General features: G+C 62.4%; 22 protein-coding genes, 1 other RNA gene and 1 pseudogene. 10 read left to right on the top strand and 14 right to left on the bottom strand.

All coding sequences use genetic code 11. The annotated features are described in order from the left end of the window. Positions 1-205: 205 nt before the first annotated feature. The 5 genes from msrB to ACFSOZ_RS29665 form a co-directional block, all read right to left on the bottom strand. Positions 206-610, bottom strand: coding sequence for a peptide-methionine (R)-S-oxide reductase MsrB (gene msrB / locus ACFSOZ_RS29685; protein WP_013529102.1), 405 nt, complete (start codon positions 608-610; stop codon positions 206-208). Positions 611-711: 101 nt separating this feature from the next. Then, positions 712-1,509, bottom strand: coding sequence for an MBL fold metallo-hydrolase (locus tag ACFSOZ_RS29680; protein ID WP_379103935.1), 798 nt, complete (start codon positions 1,507-1,509; stop codon positions 712-714). Positions 1,510-1,531: 22 nt separating this feature from the next. Continuing rightward, entirely contained in the window at positions 1,532-2,722 is a 1,191-nt protein-coding gene (locus ACFSOZ_RS29675; RefSeq protein ID WP_379103933.1) for a vWA domain-containing protein, read from the bottom strand. Positions 2,723-2,729: 7 nt separating this feature from the next. Continuing rightward, entirely contained in the window at positions 2,730-3,176 is a 447-nt protein-coding gene (locus ACFSOZ_RS29670; protein WP_379103931.1) for a GNAT family N-acetyltransferase, read from the bottom strand. A 78-nt stretch (positions 3,177-3,254) separates the two neighbouring features. After that, positions 3,255-4,094, bottom strand: coding sequence for an AAA family ATPase (locus ACFSOZ_RS29665; RefSeq protein ID WP_379103929.1), 840 nt, complete (start codon positions 4,092-4,094; stop codon positions 3,255-3,257). Positions 4,095-4,242: 148 nt separating this feature from the next. Here ACFSOZ_RS29665 and ssrS point away from each other — a divergent pair. The 7 genes from ssrS to ACFSOZ_RS29630 all read left to right on the top strand — a co-directional run bounded on the left by ssrS (position 4,243) and on the right by ACFSOZ_RS29630 (position 8,695). After that, positions 4,243-4,398, top strand: a non-coding RNA gene (ssrS, locus tag ACFSOZ_RS29660) — 6S RNA. Between the two features lie 98 nt (positions 4,399-4,496). Then, the gene (locus tag ACFSOZ_RS29655; RefSeq protein ID WP_379103927.1) at positions 4,497-5,078 is read left to right on the top strand and encodes a 5-formyltetrahydrofolate cyclo-ligase; all 582 of its coding nucleotides are present in this window, start codon (positions 4,497-4,499) and stop codon (positions 5,076-5,078) included. An 86-nt stretch (positions 5,079-5,164) separates the two neighbouring features. Continuing rightward, complete coding sequence (locus ACFSOZ_RS29650; RefSeq protein WP_379103925.1) at positions 5,165-5,602, top strand: DUF3592 domain-containing protein; 438 nt, start codon at positions 5,165-5,167, stop codon at positions 5,600-5,602. Positions 5,603-5,732: 130 nt separating this feature from the next. Then, positions 5,733-6,557, top strand: a complete 825-nt coding sequence (locus ACFSOZ_RS29645; protein ID WP_379103923.1) for a TIGR00282 family metallophosphoesterase — start codon at positions 5,733-5,735, stop codon at positions 6,555-6,557. Positions 6,558-6,632: 75 nt separating this feature from the next. Beyond that, complete coding sequence (locus ACFSOZ_RS29640; RefSeq protein ID WP_379103921.1) at positions 6,633-7,397, top strand: TerC family protein; 765 nt, start codon at positions 6,633-6,635, stop codon at positions 7,395-7,397. A gap of 219 nt (positions 7,398-7,616) precedes the next feature. After that, on the top strand, positions 7,617-8,366 hold the full coding sequence (locus tag ACFSOZ_RS29635; protein WP_184872386.1) for a YebC/PmpR family DNA-binding transcriptional regulator: 750 nt from the start codon (positions 7,617-7,619) through the stop codon (positions 8,364-8,366). A gap of 17 nt (positions 8,367-8,383) precedes the next feature. After that, on the top strand, positions 8,384-8,695 hold the full coding sequence (locus tag ACFSOZ_RS29630) for an Rdx family protein (protein ID WP_379103919.1): 312 nt from the start codon (positions 8,384-8,386) through the stop codon (positions 8,693-8,695). An 84-nt stretch (positions 8,696-8,779) separates the two neighbouring features. Here ACFSOZ_RS29630 and ACFSOZ_RS29625 read toward each other — a convergent pair whose 3' ends face one another. After that, on the bottom strand, positions 8,780-9,259 hold the full coding sequence (locus tag ACFSOZ_RS29625) for an anthrone oxygenase family protein (RefSeq protein WP_379103917.1): 480 nt from the start codon (positions 9,257-9,259) through the stop codon (positions 8,780-8,782). A gap of 1 nt (position 9,260) precedes the next feature. Further along, positions 9,261-10,094, bottom strand: a complete 834-nt coding sequence (locus ACFSOZ_RS29620; RefSeq protein ID WP_379103915.1) for an NAD(P)H-binding protein — start codon at positions 10,092-10,094, stop codon at positions 9,261-9,263. Between the two features lie 104 nt (positions 10,095-10,198). On the opposite strand from ACFSOZ_RS29620, the gene ACFSOZ_RS29615 reads away from it, so the two are divergent. Continuing rightward, positions 10,199-10,840, top strand: coding sequence for a TetR family transcriptional regulator (locus ACFSOZ_RS29615; RefSeq protein ID WP_379103912.1), 642 nt, complete (start codon positions 10,199-10,201; stop codon positions 10,838-10,840). 4 nt (positions 10,841-10,844) lie between these two features. Here the strand turns inward: ACFSOZ_RS29615 and ACFSOZ_RS29610 are convergent, their stop codons facing one another. Both ACFSOZ_RS29610 and rpmE read right to left on the bottom strand, forming a co-directional pair. Next, a complete protein-coding gene (locus ACFSOZ_RS29610; protein WP_379103910.1) occupies positions 10,845-11,345 on the bottom strand; it encodes a hypothetical protein in 501 nt (166 codons plus the stop codon). 94 nt (positions 11,346-11,439) lie between these two features. Next, positions 11,440-11,661: a 50S ribosomal protein L31 gene (gene rpmE / locus ACFSOZ_RS29605; RefSeq protein WP_006327661.1), complete on the bottom strand. Its 222-nt coding sequence runs from the start codon at positions 11,659-11,661 to the stop codon at positions 11,440-11,442. A 206-nt stretch (positions 11,662-11,867) separates the two neighbouring features. Here rpmE and ACFSOZ_RS29600 point away from each other — a divergent pair, with 206 nt between their 5' ends. Beyond that, positions 11,868-13,667, top strand: a complete 1,800-nt coding sequence (locus ACFSOZ_RS29600; protein WP_379103907.1) for an ABC transporter transmembrane domain-containing protein — start codon at positions 11,868-11,870, stop codon at positions 13,665-13,667. A gap of 16 nt (positions 13,668-13,683) precedes the next feature. Here ACFSOZ_RS29600 and ACFSOZ_RS29595 read toward each other — a convergent pair whose 3' ends face one another. The 3 genes and pseudogenes from ACFSOZ_RS29595 to ACFSOZ_RS29585 all read right to left on the bottom strand — a co-directional run bounded on the left by ACFSOZ_RS29595 (position 13,684) and on the right by ACFSOZ_RS29585 (position 17,331). Beyond that, positions 13,684-14,757, bottom strand: coding sequence for a hypothetical protein (locus tag ACFSOZ_RS29595; RefSeq protein ID WP_379103941.1), 1,074 nt, complete (start codon positions 14,755-14,757; stop codon positions 13,684-13,686). Between the two features lie 247 nt (positions 14,758-15,004). Continuing rightward, positions 15,005-15,589: pseudogene (locus tag ACFSOZ_RS29590) on the bottom strand (DUF3857 domain-containing protein); the annotation flags it as partial. 257 nt (positions 15,590-15,846) lie between these two features. Beyond that, positions 15,847-17,331, bottom strand: coding sequence for a carboxypeptidase M32 (locus tag ACFSOZ_RS29585; protein WP_379103905.1), 1,485 nt, complete (start codon positions 17,329-17,331; stop codon positions 15,847-15,849). Between the two features lie 142 nt (positions 17,332-17,473). Here ACFSOZ_RS29585 and ACFSOZ_RS29580 point away from each other — a divergent pair, with 142 nt between their 5' ends. Continuing rightward, positions 17,474-17,827 carry a DUF1304 domain-containing protein gene (locus tag ACFSOZ_RS29580; protein WP_379103903.1) on the top strand — a complete coding sequence of 118 codons (354 nt, stop codon included), beginning with the start codon at positions 17,474-17,476 and terminating at the stop codon, positions 17,825-17,827. A gap of 119 nt (positions 17,828-17,946) precedes the next feature. Here the strand turns inward: ACFSOZ_RS29580 and ACFSOZ_RS29575 are convergent, their stop codons facing one another. Together ACFSOZ_RS29575 and ACFSOZ_RS29570 are read right to left on the bottom strand one after the other, a co-directional pair. Next, positions 17,947-18,381, bottom strand: a complete 435-nt coding sequence (locus tag ACFSOZ_RS29575) for a hypothetical protein (RefSeq protein ID WP_379103901.1) — start codon at positions 18,379-18,381, stop codon at positions 17,947-17,949. A 248-nt stretch (positions 18,382-18,629) separates the two neighbouring features. Then, a complete protein-coding gene (locus tag ACFSOZ_RS29570; RefSeq protein ID WP_379103899.1) occupies positions 18,630-19,658 on the bottom strand; it encodes a peptidoglycan -binding protein in 1,029 nt (342 codons plus the stop codon). Between the last annotated feature and the right edge of the window lies 1 nt (position 19,659).

The raw sequence follows: 19,659 nt of genomic DNA, 5'->3' as shown, positions 1-19,659 counted from the left end.
CCTTTGCCGTATGGCGAACCACGGAAAAGGCCAAGGGCGCCAAGGCCTCATTGATGACGCTTGGCGCCACATTGTGGCTGATCCTGGTGGTTGTGGTCTGACAGTGCGGACATGGCGCCTGTCGCGTTCGCCGGGCTTCCTGCCGCGCAACAAAAAAAGGGCAGCCGCAGCCGCCCTTTCCGTGCATCCAGCGATCGTGTTGGGCTTAAGCCGCCGGCTCGAATTTCAACGCGACGCCGTTGATGCAGTAGCGCAGGCCAGTCGGCGGCGGGCCGTCCTCGAAGACATGGCCGAGATGGCTGCCGCAGCGGGCGCAATGACATTCGGTGCGAACCATGCCGTAGCTGCGATCGACGGTGTTCTCGACCGAGCCGGGCACCGGGTCGTTGAAGCTCGGCCAGCCGGTGCCGCTCTCGAACTTCAGCTTGGATTCGAACAAAGGTTGGTCGCAGCCGACGCAGGAAAATGTGCCGGCGCGCTTCTCGTAGAGCAAAGCGCAGCTTCCCGGCCGCTCGGTGCCGTGGCCGCGCATGACGGCGTACTGCTCCGGCGTCAGCCGGGCGCGCCATTCGGCGTCGGTACGGGTGACAGGGTAGGTGTGGGTGTCCATTTGATCTCCTCAGCCTTGCCGGCTCGTTGTTGATTGCAGCCTCATATTCGCACCAAGATAGGCATTTGTTACAGGATTTGCCCGCATTTTCGATCGTGCCTTCATGCGATGGCCCTGAGATAGCGGGCGACCGATGTGTCGAATGCCGCTTTTGCATCGCCAATGACATTCTGGTTCCACCATGCGCCGTGGATACGGTCGAACTGGAACGGCTCCAGTGCCGCCGCAATGCGGCGAACGGCTGCCGCGTTGAGCGGAATCTGGTTCGGGTAGCTGTACATGAAGCTGACATGGCGACGCGTCGGCGTCACCTGCACCGTATCGCCGGTCAGGATGGCGTTGCCGCCATCGCGCTTCCAGTGCAGCACCTGGCTGCCGGCAAAATGGCCACCGCAGCGGATGAGTGTCAGCGACGGGTTTATCGCGCACGTCTCGCCCTCCCAACTGATGATCGCCTTGTGCGGTCGTAGGATCCATTGGCGGTCGTCGGCGTGGAGATAGATCGGCACGCCGCCAAACGCCTCGCTCCATTCGACCATCGCCGAGTAGAAGTGGCAGTGCGAGATGGCAATCGCTGTCAGGCCGCCGAGACGGTTGATTTCGGCCACTGCCTCGTCGCTGACCATCGAGATGCAGTCCCACAGCACATTGCCGTGCGGCGTCTGCGCCAGCAGCGCGCGCTGGCCGATGGCGAAGCGCGGTTCGATGCCGAAAGCGAGAACACCGGCGTCGTCCTTGACCATGAGCCGGTGTCCGTCAGCGAGCTCCTGCGAGGTGATCCAGGCCTGGCCTTCCCAGCGCACAAATTGCCGCTCGTCTTCGCAGATCGGGCAGCGGTCCGGTGGTTCCTGTGTTGCTGCGAACTGGACGCCGCATTGCAGGCAGAGAAAGCAGGTCATCGGGTTTCCTGTCGGGGGCTATTCAATGCTTCCTTGAAAGCTGCTTCGTCGCGCCTTCGAGCCCGGCCAGCGTCAGCGGGAACATGCGGCCACCGAAGATGTCGCGGATCATGGCAATCGAATGGGTATAGCCCCAGTTCTTCTGGTTCTCGGGGTTCAGCCATACCGCGTTTGGCCATTGCTGCAGCAGGCGGCCGAGCCAGACCGTCCCGGCCTCCGGATTCCAGTGTTCGACCGAGCCGCCGGGGTGGGCGATCTCGTAAGGGCTCATAGAGGCGTCGCCGACGATGATCACCTTGTAGTCCGGCCCGTATTTGTGGAGCAGGTCGAAGGTCGGGATCGTCTCGGCGTGACGGCGGCGATTGTCCTTCCACACGCCCTCATAGAGGCAGTTGTGGAAATAGAAATATTCGAGCTGGCGAAATTCGGCGCGGGCGGCCGAAAACAGCTCCTCGACGCTTTTGATGTGGTCGTCCATCGAGCCGCCGACATCGAAGAACATCAAGAGCTTTACCGCATTGCGGCGTTCCGGCCGCGTCCGCACGTCGAGATAGCCATGCTCGGCGGTCGCATGGATGGTGCCGGGCAGGTCGAATTCCTCCTCGACGCCTTCGCGCACCCAGCGGCGCAGGCGCTTGAGCGCGATCTTGATGTTGCGCGTGCCGAGTTCGACGGCATCGTCGAAATTCCTGAACTCGCGTCTGTCCCAGACTTTTACGGCACGGCGGTTGCGGCCTTCGTGCTGGCCGATGCGCACGCCTTCGGGATTGTAGCCATAGGCGCCGAATGGCGAGGTGCCGCCGGTGCCGATCCATTTCGAGCCGCCCTGGTGGCGGCCTTTCTGCTCCTCGAGCCGTTGCTGCAGCGTCTCCATCAGCTTTTCGAAGCCGCCGAGTGCCTCGACCAGTTTTTTCTCTTCTTCGGTCAGGTGCTTCTCGGCGAGGCGGCGCAGCCATTCTTCCGGGAGGTTCGCGACGTCCACGGCATCCGGTCCGCTGAGCGCTTCGACGCCCTTGAAGACATGGGCAAACACCTGGTCGAAGCGGTCGATGTGGCGTTCGTCCTTCACCAGTGCGGTGCGGGCGAGGTAGTAAAAACCCTCGACGTCGTAGTCAACCAGCCCGGCTTCCAGCCCCTCCAGCAGCGACAGATATTCCCGCAGCGAAACGGGCACGCGCGCTGCCTTCAGTTCGAGGAAGAAGGGGATGAACATTGTCTATCTACAGCAGATCATACTCGATGAAGCCGGTCCTGCGCGCGACATAATCGTAGAGCTTGCGTGCCGTGGCGTTGGTCTCGTGCGTCATCCAGTAGACGTTCTTGACGCCGATCCCAGCGGCTTCCTGTTTCACCGCCTCGATCAGCGCCGCACCGATGCCCTTGCCGCGCACCTCCGGGTCGGCGAACAGGTCCTGCAGGTAGCAGTTGTTCTGCTCCGCCCAGCAGGAGCGGTGATATAGATAATGGGTGAGGCCGACCGCCTTGCCATCGAGCGTGGCGATAAAACCCTTCGGCTCGAACTCACCCGCCGTGAACAGCCGCTTCCAGGTGACGGCGTAGACCTCCTCCGGCAGCCTGGTTTCGTAGAAGGTCAGATAAGCGGTCCACAGCCGCTGCCAGTCGGCATGGTCGGACTGCGCCAGCGGGCGGACGGTGATCTCGGTCATTTTGTCTCCTCCGAAGGGTTCTGGCCGAAGCTGCCTGCCTGTTCGGCTGGCCGCAACGGTCCACAGCCGGGGAAAGCGCTAACCCTGCCGCCTCGCCATGAAGGCCAGCCGCTCGAACAGGTGTACATCCTGCTCGTTCTTCAGCAACGCACCATGCAGCTTGGGCAGGGCGTTCTTCGGGTCGGCGCGCAGGTCTTCCGGCGCGATGTCGTCGGCGACCAACAGCCTTATCCAGTCGAGCGCCTCGGAGGTCGAGGGTTTCTTCTTCAGCCCCGGCACCTCGCGGATTTCGTAGAACTGGGTCAGCGCCGCCCGCACCAAATTCTGTTTGATGCCGGGATAGTGCACGTCGACAATTCTGTGCAGTGTCTCGACATCGGGAAAGCGGATGTAATGGAAGAAGCAGCGGCGCAGGAACGCGTCCGGCAGCTCCTTCTCGTTGTTGGAGGTGATGATGACGATCGGCCTGACCGCGGCGCGGATGGTCTCGCCGGTCTCGTAGACGAAGAACTCCATCCGATCGAGTTCCTGCAGCAGGTCGTTGGGGAACTCGATGTCGGCCTTGTCGATCTCGTCGATCAGAAGCACGACCTTCTTGCCGGCCGCGAATGCCTCCCAAAGCTTGCCGCGCTTGATGTAGTTCCTGATATCGTTGAACCTGATATCGCCGAGCTGGCTGTCGCGCAGCCGCGACACCGCATCATATTCGTAGAGGCCCTGCTGCGCCCTTGTCGTCGACTTGACGTGCCATTCGATGAGGTCGAGGCCGAGTGCGGCGGCCACCTGCCTGGCGAGTTCGGTCTTGCCGGTACCGGGCTCGCCCTTGACCAGCAAGGGCCGCTCGAGCGCGATCGCCGCGTTGACCGCCACCATCAAATCCTTGTCGGCGACATAGGCCGCCGTGCCTTCGAAACGCATTTTTGCTCCCTGGTTGGTCATGGCGACCGTAAGGACGCTGCCCTGCCTGTGCAAGGGTGGCTGTTGGCAGCGGGGAGGCCGTGAACCCGACACGGAAAGAATGCCAGTCTCACTGGCGCTTGGTCGACCAGCAGCCTATATTGGGTGGGACGGTCTGTGCTTCCCGGCAGGAGAACATTTTCCCCGGGGCCTTAACGATCCTTAGGGAGCTGTCCCTGGGAAGACCCGTGGGTTTTCTCATACGGCGCCCACCTACTTTGTAGGTTCCCGGGATCGCTCTCTCCACCGGTTGTGTGGATCGTCGCTCAAGGCCAAGCATCCACTGACATTTCGGTGGATCATGCGGTAGAAAACGTCGTTCCTGCCCCTCCGTTCAAATCCGACCTTTTCTACCCTGGCTCCATGACCTCTCCAAAAGAACTGAAAAAACACCTCCGCAAGGAAGCACTCGGCCGCCGCGATGCGCTGGATGCGTTCTGGCGGGTGGAGGCGGCGCTCGAAATGGCCGAGACGGCGCGCGATCACCTCGCGGTCGAACCGGGCCAGATCGTCTCCGGTTTCTGGCCGATGCGCTCGGAGGTCGACGTGCGGCCTCTGATGTTTGCCTTGCGCGAGCAAGGGGCAAGGCTTTGCCTGCCGGCCATTCTCGACAAGACCACCATCGTCTTTCGCGAACTGGTGCGCGGCGCGCCGATGGTCGAGATGGGCTTCGGCACTGTCGGCCCGCATGAAGAAGCCGAAGTGCTAGACCCTTCGGTGATGCTGGTGCCGCTTGCCGCCTTCGACGCGCGCGGCCACCGCATCGGCTATGGCGCCGGCTATTACGACCGCGCGATCGCCAAGCTGGTCGAAAAGGGACTGACGCCACGGCTGATCGGCATCGCCTTCGACTGCCAGGAGGTGGCCCAGGTGCCGGACGAAAACCATGACGTTGTCATTGCGGAAATACTCACCGAGAGCGGGTTGCGCCGGTTCGATATATGATGATCTGCATAACGCGTTTCTAAGACATATCGGATAGTACTTCTGCAATACAATCCGATTCGATGGCAGCAATAGCTATGGTCTTAATGCGTTTCATCCTGATGCCGTTTGCCCTGATCGCGGTAGTGCTGTTTGCGATGGGATTGCACATCACCGGAACCACTCTGTATCACAAAGCCGCCTGGTATCAGACGGTCGCCACCGTGACGGATGTCGATCCCTACACTGAAACGAAAAAAAACGGCCTAACGATAGATGGCATCAATGTCGCCGTCACCTATGTGGTTGACGACGCGCCGATGACCTGGTCCGGAAAGGGAAAAATCATTGGTCTTTATGCGGCGTCCATAGGCGACAAGGTGGAATTGTACTACGACCCCGCCGATCCATCGAACCTCGATACCGCCGCAATGAAGGGCTGGCTCGTCGCCCTGTTGATCATTGTCGGTACCGGTGGCTTCACTGCCTTCTACGTCTGGTTCTTCTGGCTACGCGGATGGCACGCGCGTCCACGTCGCCCATGATGCCATCGCCCGTTCGCGCTGCGGGCGCGAGAACAAAGCCGCTCCAACGGCAGCGCGTCACTTGCGGCTGGCGTCAGGACCAATCGCGGTAGCGCTTGCCTATCGTCCATGGCTCTGGATAGAAGTGGATATGAGACTTCTCTTCCTCGGCGACATGGTCGGAAAAACGGGACGCACGGCGGTGTGGGAACAACTGCCGGGGCTGATCTCCGATTTCAAACTCGATTTCGTCATCGTCAATGGCGAGAACGCCGCCGGCGGCTTCGGCATCACCGAAGAGATTTTTCGCGAGACGATCGCGGCCGGCGCCGATGTCGTGACCACCGGCAATCATGTCTGGGACCAGCGCGATGCGCTGGCGTTCGCGCCGCGCGAAGAGCGTTTTCTGCGACCCTCCAATTTCCCCAAGGGCACGCCCGGGCGCGGTTCAGGCGTCTATATCGCCAGGAGCGGTGCGCGGGTGCTGGTCGCCAACATCATGGGCCGGGTGTTCATGCATCCCGAACTCGACGATCCGTTCCAGGCCGGCGAACGCGAACTGGCCGCCTGTCCGCTCGGCGAGCAGGCGGATGCGGTGATCATCGACTTCCACGCCGAGGCAACCTCGGAAAAGATGTGCTTCGCCCATTTCGTCGATGGCCGCGCCAGTCTCGTCGTCGGCACCCATACACACCAGCCGACCGGCGATCACCAGATTCTCAATGGCGGCACCGGCTATATTTCCGACGCCGGCATGTGCGGCGACTATGATTCCTCGCTCGGCATGGACAAGGAGGAACCGCTCAACCGGTTCCTGTCGAAAGTGCCGAAAGGGCGCTTCGAGGCCGCGACCGGGCCGGCGACATTGTGCGGCGTCGGTGTCGATATTTCCGACCGCACCGGGCTGACCGAGAGGATCGCGCCGTTTCGTCGCGGCCCGCGGCTGGAGGAAACCGCACCCTCCTTCTGGTTGTGACATTGATATAGACGCGCTTAGTACCTAACTGCCGGCTTCATCTGCTTCAGATCGTTACAAGAGGGGACGACCTCCATGCAGCTCATCGAATTCCTGGCGCCGCATTTTCACTTCGTGTCCGATCCAACCGCCTGGGTCGCGCTGCTGACGCTTGTGGTGCTGGAGATCGTGCTCGGCATCGACAATCTGATCTTCATCTCGATCCTGACCAACAAATTGCCGGAGGCCCAGCGCGCCCGTGCCCGCCGCCTCGGCATCTCGGCGGCGCTGATCATGCGTCTGGTGCTGCTGGCCACCATTTCGATCATCGTCCAGCTGACGACGCCGGTGTTCACCGCCTTCGGCCACGGTTTTTCCTGGCGCGACCTGATCCTGATCGCCGGCGGTCTGTTCCTGGTCTGGAAGGCGACCAAGGAAATCCACCACACGGTCGATCTCGACGATCATCAGGACACGATGATGGGCGAGACGTTGCAGCTTTCGCTCGCCGGCGCGATCTTCCAGATCCTGCTGCTCGACCTCGTCTTCTCGATCGATTCGATCATCACCGCGGTCGGCATGACCGACGAGATCGCCATCATGTATATCGCCGTCATCGTGGCGGTGAGCGTGATGATGCTGGCGGCGGCGCCGCTTGCCAATTTCATCGCCAAGAACCCGACCATCGTCATGCTGGCGCTGGGCTTCCTGCTGATGATCGGCATGACGCTGATCGCCGACGGCATGGGCTATCACGTGCCCAAAGGCTATATCTATGCCGCCATGGGTTTTTCGGCGCTGGTCGAAGGTCTCAACATGCTGGCCCGCAAACGGAAGAAGTCAGGGTCCGGCGGTCACTAGCCTCGGAAAGCCGCGATCCCGAGCGCCGCGCCGCCTATAAGGCGCGGCTGGACGAATTGAGCCGATTTATCTATAAGCCGGCCATTCCGACAGAGAACGCCGTACGTCCATGCGGACGCACAAGGGACGTTCTGAAATTTTGAATTTGAGCATTTTGCAAAACGCCAGGTGATTGCACCTGGCCGCAAGCTGCTCTAGCCAAGAGACGACAGGGGTGCCATGGCTGGCCATTCACAGTTCAAGAACATCATGCACCGCAAGGGCCGCCAGGATGCGGTGCGGTCGAAAATGTTTTCCAAGCTCGCGCGCGAAATCACCGTTGCGGCCAAGAGCGGGACGCCCGATCCATCGATGAACCCGCGCCTGCGCCTTGCCGTGCAGAACGCCAAGGCGGTGTCGATGCCGAAGGACAACATCCAGCGCGCCATCAACAAGGCGTCGATGGGTGATGCCGAGAACTACGAAGCCGTGCGCTATGAGGGCTATGGACCCGGCGGCGTCGCCGTCATCGTCGAAGCGCTGACCGACAACCGCAACCGTTCGGCCTCGAACGTGCGCGCCGCCTTCACCAAGGCCGGCGGGGCGATGGGCGAAACCGGATCGGTGTCGTTCATGTGGGATCGTGCCGGCGAGATCTATTATCCGGCATCCGCCGGCAGCGCCGACAAGGTGATGGATGCGGCGATCGAAGCCGGCGCCGACGACGTGGAATCCGATGAGGAAGGCCACACGATCTATTGCGCCTTTGAAAATCTCGGCGAAGTGTCGAAAGCGCTGGAAGCCTCGCTCGGCGAAGCTGAATCGGTGAAGCCGATCTGGAAGCCGCAGAACAGCGTTCCGGTCGATGAGGATCGGGCACAGTCGCTTATGAAGCTGGTCGCCACGCTCGAGGATGACGATGACGTTCAAAGCGTCTACGCCAACTTCGAAGTCGACGACGAGACCATGGCCAAGCTCAGCGCGGCATGAGCGAAGCTCGGCCGGCCATGAGCGACAAGACGCTGCCGCAGGTCCGCATCACCTATTGCACGCAGTGCCAGTGGCTGCTGCGCGCCGGCTGGATGGCGCAGGAATTGTTGTCGACCTTCGGCACGGACCTCGGCGAAGTCACGCTGGTGCCCGGCACCGGCGGCATTTTTACTATCAGCTGCAACGACGTGCTGGTCTGGGAGCGCAAGCGCGACGGCGGCTTTCCGGACGCGGCGAAGCTCAAGCAACTGGTCCGCGACGTCATCGATCCGGATCGCGATCTCGGTCATTCCGACCGCAAGGGCCACACATCAAAAGACCCCGCCTGAGCGGGGCCTTTTGCTTTTCGCAGATACGCTTCTCTCTTTGTCTTGACGCAAATCCGGACGGCGACACACTTTTCCTGGAGTTGCTTAGAGCAATGAGAGAATGAAGCAGGCCATCGCCACGATGGCGGTGATGGTGCGGACGTGGTTCCACATCACCCATTGGCTCAGATGGTTCGCCCACACGGCGGCGCCGTTGCTGCTGGCCGGGTCGACGGCGGCGAGCGCATCGTTGAGCGGTACGTTGAAGACCATGGTCACGATCGGGTTGCCGATCAGGTAGATCACCGCGCCGGCAAGCAACCAGTACGAGCCGGACTGACTCCAGCCCATGATGGCGGCGGCGATAAGCACCAGACAGAGCAGGCCGGTACCGAAAAGCGCTGTCATGAAGGTCGGGGTGATCACCGTGATGTTGATCGAATTCATCGCCGCGATGCCGCTAGGGATGGGCAGTCGGGCGAGCGCCGGCATGACGAAGTTGGAAAAGGCAAAGAACACGCCGCCGACGACGCCCGAACCGATCGCGGCGAGGAAGACGAGTGTGGGGAGAAGTTTCGGGATCATGTCAGTTGCTCCAGATGCCGGTTGCGGCGGTTGCCGTTGCGTAGGCGGAAAAGTCTCTTGGCTGGCGGCCAAGCACGCGCTGGACGCCATTGGTGAGTGACTCGTTGCGGCCGTCGAGCACCTCGGTGAACAGCTCGTTGAGCAGCCAGGCGAACTCGGACGGCAGTTCGTGCGCCGCGACAGCGGCGGTGAATTCATCATGCGAAATTCTGACAAAGCGGATGTCGCGCCCGGCGGCCTTGCCGATCTCGGCGACCGCATCGGCGAAGCTCAGCAGCCGAGGGCCGGTCAGTTCATAGAGCTGGCCGATGTGCCCTTGCTCAGTCAGCACGGCAAAGGCGGCGTCGGCGATGTCGTCGGCATCGACAAACGGCTCGCCGACATTGCCGACCGGCAACGCCACCTCGCCCTCGGCCAAGGACTCGACGAGGAAGCCTTCGCTGAAGTTCTGCGAGAACCAGGCGCAGCGCAGGATCGTCCAGTCGGCACCAGAGGCCTTCAGCATCTCTTCGGCACGTTGGGCTTCCGCCTCGCCGCGCCCGGACAGCAGCACCAGCCGGGTGACACCGTTTTCTACGGCAAGCCTGGCGAAGGCGCCGACCGCCTCGGCCGCACCCGGCACGGCCAGGTCGGGATAGTAGCTGATGTAGACGGCACTGATGCCTTGCAACGCCGGGCCCCAGGTCGCGGGGACTTCCCAGTCGAAGCGCGGGGTGCCGGAGCGCGAGCCGATCCGCACCGGCAGGCCGTGCGCCGTCAATCGCTCGGCAACGCGGCGGCCGGTCTTGCCGGTGCCACCGAGGATCAGGATGGGTTTCGTTGTAGTATCGTTCATGGCGTTTTCCTCTTTTACAAACGTGAGTAATCCTCACATTTGCAAAACGTGATAAACCCTCGTATTTTGCGAGTCAAGCAATTTTGTTGGCATTGGAGTTGGCCATGGAAGACACCGCCGCGCCGGTTTCGCCCCAGGAGCAGATTGCTTCGCCGCGTCGGGCGCCGAGCCAGCAGCGCAGCCGTGAGCGGGTCGAGCGCATGCTGGCTGCTGCCTCGGCACTGATCGCCGAGCAAGGCAGCGACGCGATGCGCATGGGCGAGGTAGCGGAGCGGGCAGGGGTGTCGATCGGCTCGCTCTACCAGTTCTTTCCGGACAAGCGGGCGATCATCTGGGCGCTGGCCGAGCGCTACACCGCCGAGAGCCAGGCCTGCATTTCGGCGGCACTCGCCGACGTCGGCGACGCCGAAGGCCTGGGCCAGGCGTTTTCGGAGCTGGTCGATATCTATTACCGGCTGTTCCTGGACGAGCCTGTGATGCGCGACATCTGGTCGGGCACGCAGGCCGACAAGGCGCTGCGCCAGCTCGAACTCGCCGACAGCCGGGCCAACGCCGAATTCCTCACGGCGGTGCTGAAGCGGCTACGGCCGGCGGCCGATCCGGCGGCGCTGGAAACGACGGCATTTCTGGTCTGGCAAATGGGCGAGGCCGCCATGCGGCTGGCGATCTCGGTCGAGCGCCAGGAGGGCGACAGGCTGGTCGCCGCCTACAAGCGCATGGCGCTGCGGGAATTGCTGGCCGAGTAGCGAGCTACCGGCCGAGGTAACCCCGGAGCATTTCCGCGCGCTCATCCTCCGTGCACATTGCCATCCGGGCCAAGCCGAACATGCCGCGATGGAGCGCGACAACTGCGAATGCGTACGTCACGATCATTTCGTCTGTCTGACTTTCCAGATCTCGCAGCGCCAACTGGAAAAGCGTCTGCCACGCGGCTTTGTAGTGCGGTTCGATCCAATCCGGGATCGGCGGGTTTCGGTCGTCGAGCAATCGCGCTTCTTCGATTATCGCGGCCAGACCGTAGACTCCCCAATTCGCCGGGGCGTGTTCTGCGGAGATTCGAACGATTTCCGGGATTGCGGCGTAAGATGCTTCTCCAACATCTCCCTGATGATGCAATTCATTCAAGAGTTCGTCCCAGACCGTCTCGTTATCATAGCGAAGGGCCAGCGCTCGCAACGCCGGTCGCGGATCATAGACAACCTTGTATCCACCCTTGAGACCGGACCATCGCTCGTCGTTGAGCATAGACATATCACTCTCCCTGACCGACTCGTCCCTACCGTTAGGTCAACAAAAAACCCGCCTCGAAGGGCGGGTTTTCCGATCTGCGAAAAGGTCGACGGACTTAGAGGCCGAAACCTTCGAAACGCTTCTTGAACTTCGACAGGCGGCCGCCGCGGTCGAGCAGGGTCTGCTGGCCGCCGGTCCAGGCCGGGTGGGTGGTCGGGTCGATATCGAGGTTCATCGTATCGCCTTCCTTGCCCCAGGTCGAACGGGTCATGTATTCGGTGCCGTCGGTCATGACGACCTTGATGGTGTGGTAATCGGGATGGATGTCGGTCTTCATGGTTCGGTTCCTGGCTTGCCGGCGCTGCTGACGGGCATAAGCCTGCGTCGATGCGCCCCTTTTTAAAACTCGAAGCCGCAGCTATTGAGGAGCCACGGCTTCTAAAACGGTCGGCGAGCCTATACATCAGCCGGAATTGAATCACAAGGCCGCGGCAAGCGCATATTGAAGCGCATAGCCCAAAGGCGGCTAGAGGAAACACTGGAATGGCGCAACCCAGCAGCGCAGACGAGCGCCGGCGCTCGCTCAAGCCGCTCAGGCGCCTGTTCCCGTACATCACGCATTATCGCACGCTGGTCATCGGCGCCGTCATTTCGCTCGTCATCGCCGCGGCAACGACGCTGGCGCTACCGCTGGCCGTGCGGCGCATGATCGATCACGGCTTCTCGTCGGCCAGCACCACCTTCATCGCCGAGTATTTCGCAGCCCTGGTGGCGATGGCCGCCGTGCTGGCGGCCGCCTCAGCCGGGCGCTACTATTTCGTCATCACGCTCGGCGAGCGCGTCGTCGCCGACATCCGCCGCGATGTCTTTGCCCATGTGACGACGCTGTCGCCTTCCTTCTTCGACACCGCCCAGTCGGGCGAGATCGTATCGCGGCTCGCCGCCGACACGACGCAGGTCAAATCGGCGGTCGGGGCGACGGCCTCGGTGGCACTGCGCAACGTCATCCTTGGCCTCGGCGCGGTGGGGATGATGGTCGTCACCAGCCCGAAACTGTCCGGCCTGGTGATCGCCGCCATCCCGGTCATCGTGCTGCCGCTGGTCGCCTTCGGCCGTTCGGTGAGGCGCAAGTCGCGGCAGGCGCAGGATACACTTGCCGATGCCACCGCCTATGCCAGCGAGCAGATCGGCGCGGTGCGCACGTTGCAGGCTTTCACCAATGAGAAGCTGGTCACAGGGCATTTCTCCGCCGCGGTGGAAGCCGCTTTCGAGGCGGCGCGCTCCTCGATCTTCGCGCGCTCCTTCCTCACCTTCTTTGCCATTTTCACGATCTTCTCGTCCGTCGTGGCGGTGCTGTGGTTCGGCTCGCGAGACGTGCTCGAAGGCTCGATATCGCCAGGCACGCTCGGCCAGTTCCTGCTCTATTCAGTGTTCGCCGCCGGTGCGCTCGGCGCGCTGTCGGAAGTGTGGGGCGAGCTTGCGCAGGCGGCGGGTGCTGCCGAACGGCTGACCGAGATCCTGGCCGAGAAGCCGGCAATCCAGGCACCGGCCCATCCGAAGCCCCTGCCAACAGTCGCCAAGGGCGCGATCGTCTTCGACGATGTGTCCTTCTCCTACCCGGCCAGGCCCGACCGCGCTGCCGTGCATGGCTTGAGCTTTCAGCTCACGCCCGGCGAGACAGTGGCGATCGTTGGCCCGTCAGGCGCCGGCAAGAGCACGGTCTTCTCGCTGATCCTGCGCTTCTACGATCCCGAAACTGGCAAGATCCTGATCGACGGCGTCGACGTGCGCGAGGCCGATCCCGTCTCGGTCCGCGAGCGCATCGCCATCGTGCCGCAGGATGTTACCATCTTCGCGGCAAGTGCCCGCGACAATATCGGCTTTGGCCGGCCGGGCGCCAGCGAGGCCGAAATCGAGACGGCGGCGAAGGATGCGCTGGCCGACGAATTCATCCTGAGACTGGAAAAAGGCTATGACAGCCAGGTCGGCGAGCGCGGCGTGACGCTGTCCGGCGGCCAGCGCCAGCGGGTGGCGATCGCTCGCGCCATCTTGCGCGACGCCCCGATCCTGCTGCTCGACGAGGCGACCTCGGCGCTCGACGCCGAAAGCGAGACGCTGGTGCAGGTGGCGCTGGAGCGGCTGATGCAGGGCCGTACCACCATCGTCATCGCCCACCGGCTGGCGACGGTGCTGAAGGCCGACAGGATCCTGGTCATGGACGGCGGCAGCATCGTCGAGGAAGGCACGCATCAGAGCCTCGTCGCCAAGGGCGGCATCTATGCGCGGCTGGCCAAGCTGCAGTTCGATACCGGCGCCAGCGCCTTCAGGGGCGCGGCGGAGTAGGCATTTCCGGCGGGACTCAGTTTGCTTCGGGCTCGGCGTAGGCGAAGTTGTAGTTCCAGCCGGAATTGTCACTCATCTTCTTTCGTGATCGGAGATAGGCGCCGATATTCTTGGCGGGAACCCGATCGCCGATCGTCTTGAGGTACCAGTCGACCTGAAATTCAGTTGACGTACTGGACCAGCGCGCCTTGAAGGCGACGTAGGGCGTAATCACGTCGTCGGATTTCTCGGGCCCAACAAATTGTGCCTTCAGGTTTCTGACGATGCATTGATGACGCTTGAACATGGGGCTGCCGAGCCAGACCGGACCGATCCTGCCGACCATATCCGGCGCCGGCAAATTGCTGATGCCAACATCCGCCTTCAGCGGAAAGTTCGTGACAAGATCATCGGTATCGAGCGCCTCTGCCGGCAACTCGTAGGATTCGACTATCGTGACGACGTTCCGATCGCGGTCGTCGTTTGTCGACAACGTCGCCAAGCTTGTCATCCCGGGATACTGGCGGTTGTAGTACTGTAGGTAGTCGTCGGCGAGCTTTGTGGCCGATTGCGAAACCAACCTGTATCGCATGCTGTCGGCATCCGCATCGCGATAGGTCGTACTGACCGTCAGGTTGAGCGGCTCGCCCTTGAGTTTGGGAAAGTCAAAAGCCTCGCTGACGAAGGTGGTCGGCTGAAAAAGTTCCTTGCGCTCAATTCTCTCCATCTGCGCGTTGCCGGCGACGATCGGCAAGGCAAAGCCATAGTCGGGCGGAACAAGGTTCTCGGCCCTGCCGCCCTGGAGATAGTTGGTCGCATCGATCCAGTAGGCCTGGCTGCCGATGACGGCCTTGACGATGACGTGGTCAAACGCGCGAACTGTTGGAAGAATGTCGCCGAGTGCAAATCCGTCGTCCAGGTCTGTCAGCGCCGGGTCTGCCTGGATACCCAGCCGCCGCAGGCTGGAGGCAAGAAGCAGGGCCTTGTCCTTGCAGTCGCCGAAACCGCTCTTGACCACCACATCGGGGCTGCGGGGGATGTAGGAGCCGCGGCCCATCGACAGGCTCACATAGCGAATGGTGTCCTGAACCAGCCGCATCGCCTCGATCATCCGATCTTCCGGCCTGGCGTATCTGGCGGCGATCTCGTCCAGTTTCGAGGCGAACTCGGCCGGCAGTTCCTGATCGAGCCCGGTAGTAGGGCAGAACCGCGTCGACAACGTCCTGCCAGTTGGACGTCGAAGACATCTGCACGCTGGGGTAAGTCAGGAAATCCGCCGGCAGGTTCTCTTCGGGCTTGACCGGAGCCGGATTGGCGCTCTGCCAAAGATAGGTCGTCATCGCACCATCCGCCTTGATGTCCGGCTGGATGTCGGTGCGGATCTGGCGGATCTTCAGCGGCTCGGTTGTCGGCCAAATCACCCTCTCGCGGATGAGTGCGATGGGTTCTCCCCACGCCAGCGCGACCGAGTGGAAGAACAGGCCAGCACCGACGATCGGTGTCCTGACAGTGGTCTTGCCGTAGTCGATGATGTCACCGACGCGGACATCGTCGACATTCACATAAGCGGTGAGCCAGCCGTCGAACAGGCCTTTCTCCGCATCCTTTTCGCGTCGAAACACGTCGAAGGTGGCCCCGGGCAACCGGTCGATCACCACGCCGTCGCGAATGATGTTCAGCCAGTTCATCGTGACTTCGGACGTTGCCGGGTCGAACTCGATGCTTATGGCCGCACCGCGCTCAAGTCCGGTGCGATCGACGATCTTGTAGGCATAGCGATCAAAAGCCTCGAGGCCGCCTGGCCGTTGCCGGATCTGATACTCCGACAAAAGATTGGATATGCCGTTCTTAATCTGGCTGTCGAAGCGCGGGTCCGGCCTGGGAAGCTCGACCCGATCGATCCAGCCGCCAGGACTGCCCTTGTGGATTTCGGCGTCGGCCATGGCTGGCGAACAGAAAATGGCAAAGGCAATCAAGACGAAAAGCCGCATGATCGCAGATGATATCACTGGAAAGCACCCCGCCCGAACAATCCGGCCGTCTCGCAAGATAACTGTCGGATACTACCAGTGATAGAAAAGTAGAGCCGATCCCGCAAGACACAGGAAGCTGTCGCCGCCCAGCGATGACGCCCGTTGTATCCAGGATGCCGACGGGCATCAGCCCATCACCGAAATCGAGAAGGGCCGATATGGCGGGTTCATCCGCCGTATCGCTGCTTCAGATGGTTCACGAAATAGGTGGCGTCGAGTTTTTCGCCGGTGGCGCGCTCGAGCAGGTCCGGTGTCGACCAGCGTGACCCCTGCGACCAGATCTTTTCGCGGCGCCAGGCGTTGATGGACTCGAAATTACCCTTGGCAAGATCGTCATCGGCGGCGGGATGCTCCCGCGTCAGCGCCGCCCATTGCTGCGCCGCCATCATCGCGCCCAGCGTGTAGGAGGGGAAGTAGCCGAAGGCCGCACCCGGCCAATGCACGTCCTGCATCGGCCCGTCGGCCGGATTGTCGATGGTGGAAAGGCCGAGATAGTCGCGCATCTTGGCGTCCCAGGCTTTGGGCAGATCGGCCACCTCCAGCCTGCCCGAGACGAGCTCCTGCTCCAGTTCGTAGCGCAGGATGACATGCAGCGGGTAGGTCACCTCGTCGGCATCGACACGGATCAGGCCGCGTTCGACACGATGCACATGCGGCAGGATGTCGTCGAGCGACCAGGCTTCGCCGAGATGCTTTTCGACCACCGGCAGCGCCCAGCGCCAGAAGGCCGGGTTGCGGCCAAGCTGCTTTTCGACGAACAGGCTCTGGCTTTCATGCACGGCCATGCCGCGCGCCCTGCCGAGCGGCCAGTGCGACCATGCCTTCGGCAGGTTCTGTTCGTACAGCGCATGGCCTGTCTCGTGCAGCACGCCCATCAGCGCCGACAGGAAATCTGACGTCTTGTAGCGGGTGGTGATGCGCACGTCGCTCGGCACGCCGCCGCAGAACGGGTGGTGCGACACCGACAGCGACCCGTGTGTCAGGTCGAAGCCGACCGCCGCCATCATGGCAAGGCCGAGCTCGCGCTGCCGGTCGATCGCATAGGTGCCCGAAAGCGGCTTCAGCGGGCGCTTGCGCAGCCGCGCTTCCTGTATCGCCAGCGCCTCCGGCACGAACCCCCTGAGGAAAGCCTTGAGGTCGGTGAAGACCGGCGTGATGTCGGCGGCGCGGTTGCCAGGGTCGTATTGCTCCATCAGCGCGTCATAGGGCGCGAGACCGAGCACATCGGCACGCAACGCCGCCTCTTCGCGCACCAGCGCCACCACGCCTTCGAGCGCCGGCTGGAAGCCAGCCCAGTCGTTCTTGGCGCGCAGGTCGCGCCACAGTTGCTCGCAGCGCATGCGCGCGGTCGTCTGACGTTCGACGAATTCGACCGGCAGGCAGGTCAAATTGGTGTACTGGCGCCGCAGTTCCGCGATGGCGGACCGTTGCTCTTCACTTAACACTTCCTGTTCAGCCGCGGCGATCCAGTCGGCGATTTCCGGCGCCGTTGCCCTGGTGTGAAACATGCCTGCCAGCGCCGACATTGCCTCGGTGCGCTTCTCGCCGCCACCGACTGCCATGTGGGTGGCCTCGTCGGCGCCAAGGATGGCCAGCGCATGCTCGAGCGCTTCGAGCTTGTGGCCGAGATCATCGAGTTTCTGAAAGGACATGGCGGCTTCCGTGATTGAGGACGGCGCGAAAAGATACCAACGCAAAGGCGTTTGCAACCCTGCGGGACTGTGCGTCGGGTGCATCTTGCGCAGGTGAGGTCACGCGTGAAATGCTACCGGCGGCACATGAAGGGGGAACACTATGATCGGCAACATCCTGGTCGGGCTGGTGGCCTTGATCCATGTCTACATCGTCTATCTCGAAATGGTGCTGTGGGACACGCCGCGCGGGCACAAGGCATTCAATCTGAAGCCCGAATTTGCCAGCGCCTCGAAGGTGCTCGCCGCCAATCAGGGCCTCTACAACGGCTTCCTCGCCGCTGGGCTGATCTGGGGGCTTTACCTCGGCGCTGCCGGTTTTCAGGTCAAGGTTTTCTTCCTGTTGTGCGTGGCCGTTGCCGGTCTCTATGGCGCGGCGACGGCTGGCCGCAAGATCCTGTTCATCCAGACCGTGCCGGCGGTGGTTGCCCTGATTGCAGTCTGGCTTGGCTGGTAGGGAAAAGAGACGCCCTCGGGATTGGGTCCCGAAGGCGCCAGGTGGTCCCTTCCTGGCGCATGGCCGGAAAATCGGAATCGATTTCGGCAGGATCATGCGCGATATCGAGGTGCGCGGTCTCAGCCGTTCGGATATTTTCCGCCGTCAGCGCCATCGCCCATCAGGAAAACGCTCCCGGTATCGCCCTTCAGACGCTGGTCGACGTTGTCGAGACGGCGCAGCAGGTCATGATATTGCGCCGCCGGTATCCTGCCATGATCCGATGCCGCGATCTTCTCGGCCGCCTGACTGATGCGGGCGGTCCGCATTTCCAGGCGCTCGGCCACGGCCGGCGTAATGCTGTTGGCTTGTCTTGCCTCGACTATGCCCTGGTGGACGCCTTGGACCTGGTTGAGGAGTCCCTCGACGCGCGGGCCGGTAAAGTCGGTCGGGTCGGTGGCGTCAAGACCGCCCTTGTGATGGTCCGCGGCATAGGCGCCGGCGAGGGGAACGGCGATGAGGAACGCCGTGATTGTCGCAGTTCTGAGCGAGGCTTTGGAAATAAAAGAGCGCATCGCGCGTCTCCTCCTGAAGAGGAAGGCGGCGGTTCTTTCGCCTGCCTTCCGGCCGAGGGCCGTCCGGTTCCGTCGCGTCGCGATGGGGGGATTCATCGCCGGCGGTTCTCGGCCCAGGCGGGAAGCTAGGACCGCACAGCGACGATGTGTAATTAAAAAAAGATAATCTTTTCAGGCCTTGCCGGCCTCGGTCTGCGCCCTAGAGTTGAGCCGTCGAACAAATTCGCGTGATGCCGCGTGATGATGGATCAACGTTCGGTGAGCTTCAGTTCAATGCGGCGGTTCTTGTTGCGCGCCTCTTCGGTGTCGGCGGGGTCGAGCGGCTGGAACTCACCGAATCCGGCAGCGACCAGCCGGTTGGCCGGCACGCCGTTCTCGATCAGGAACTTCACCACCGAGGTCGAACGCGCCGTCGACAGTTCCCAGTTGTCGCGATAGCGGCCGGTGCCGGAGAGCGGCTTGTTGTCGGTATGGCCGTCGACGCGCAGCACCCAGTTGATCTCGGGCGGGATTTCCTTCTGCAGCTCGATGATGGCGTCGGCGAGTTTCTTCATCTCGACCTTGCCGGCATCGTTGATCACCTCGGAGCCGGTCGGGAACAGCACTTCCGACTGGAAGACGAAGCGGTCGCCGACGATGCGGATGTTCTCGCGGTCGGCGAGGATCTCGCGCAAGCGGCCGAAGAAGTCGGAGCGGTAGCGGTTCAGCTCCTGCACGCGCTGCGCAAGTGCCACGTTCAGGCGGCGGCCGAGATCGGCGATCTTGGTATTGGAATCACGATCACGGGTTTCGGAAACGTTGAGCGCATCCTCGAGCGCGCCGATCTGCTTGCGAAGTGCTGCAATCTGCTGGTTGAGGATCTCGACCTGGCTCAGCGCCTGCTGGCTGATCTGGCGCTGGCTGTCGAGTTCACCCGACAGTGCCACGGCACGCTGGTTGGCGGCGTCGCCGGCGCCGGCACCTTGCGCCAGCAATTGTTGGAGCCGGCTCTTTTCGGCTTCGGCCGCCGACAGCGATGCCTGCAGATTGGCCAGCGAATCATCCTTGTCCTGCGTCGTCGAGCGCTCCAGCGCCAGAAGCTGGGTTAGTTCGTTGATTTGCGAATTGAGGCGCGAGAGCGCCGTATCCTTGCCGGAGATTTCGCGGCCAAGCAGGAACTGCGCCAGCACGAAGACGGTGAGCAGGAACATGATCGCCAGGAGCAGCGTCGAGAGCGCGTCGACGAAGCCCGGCCAGTAGTCGATGCGGCGATCGGTGCGCCGACGTGCCAGCGCCACG

Origin of the sequence: Mesorhizobium newzealandense (assembly GCF_042682145.1) — a bacterium.
Lineage (GTDB): Bacteria > Pseudomonadota > Alphaproteobacteria > Rhizobiales > Rhizobiaceae > Mesorhizobium > Mesorhizobium newzealandense.
This window is presented reverse-complemented; position numbering and strand designations above follow the sequence as displayed.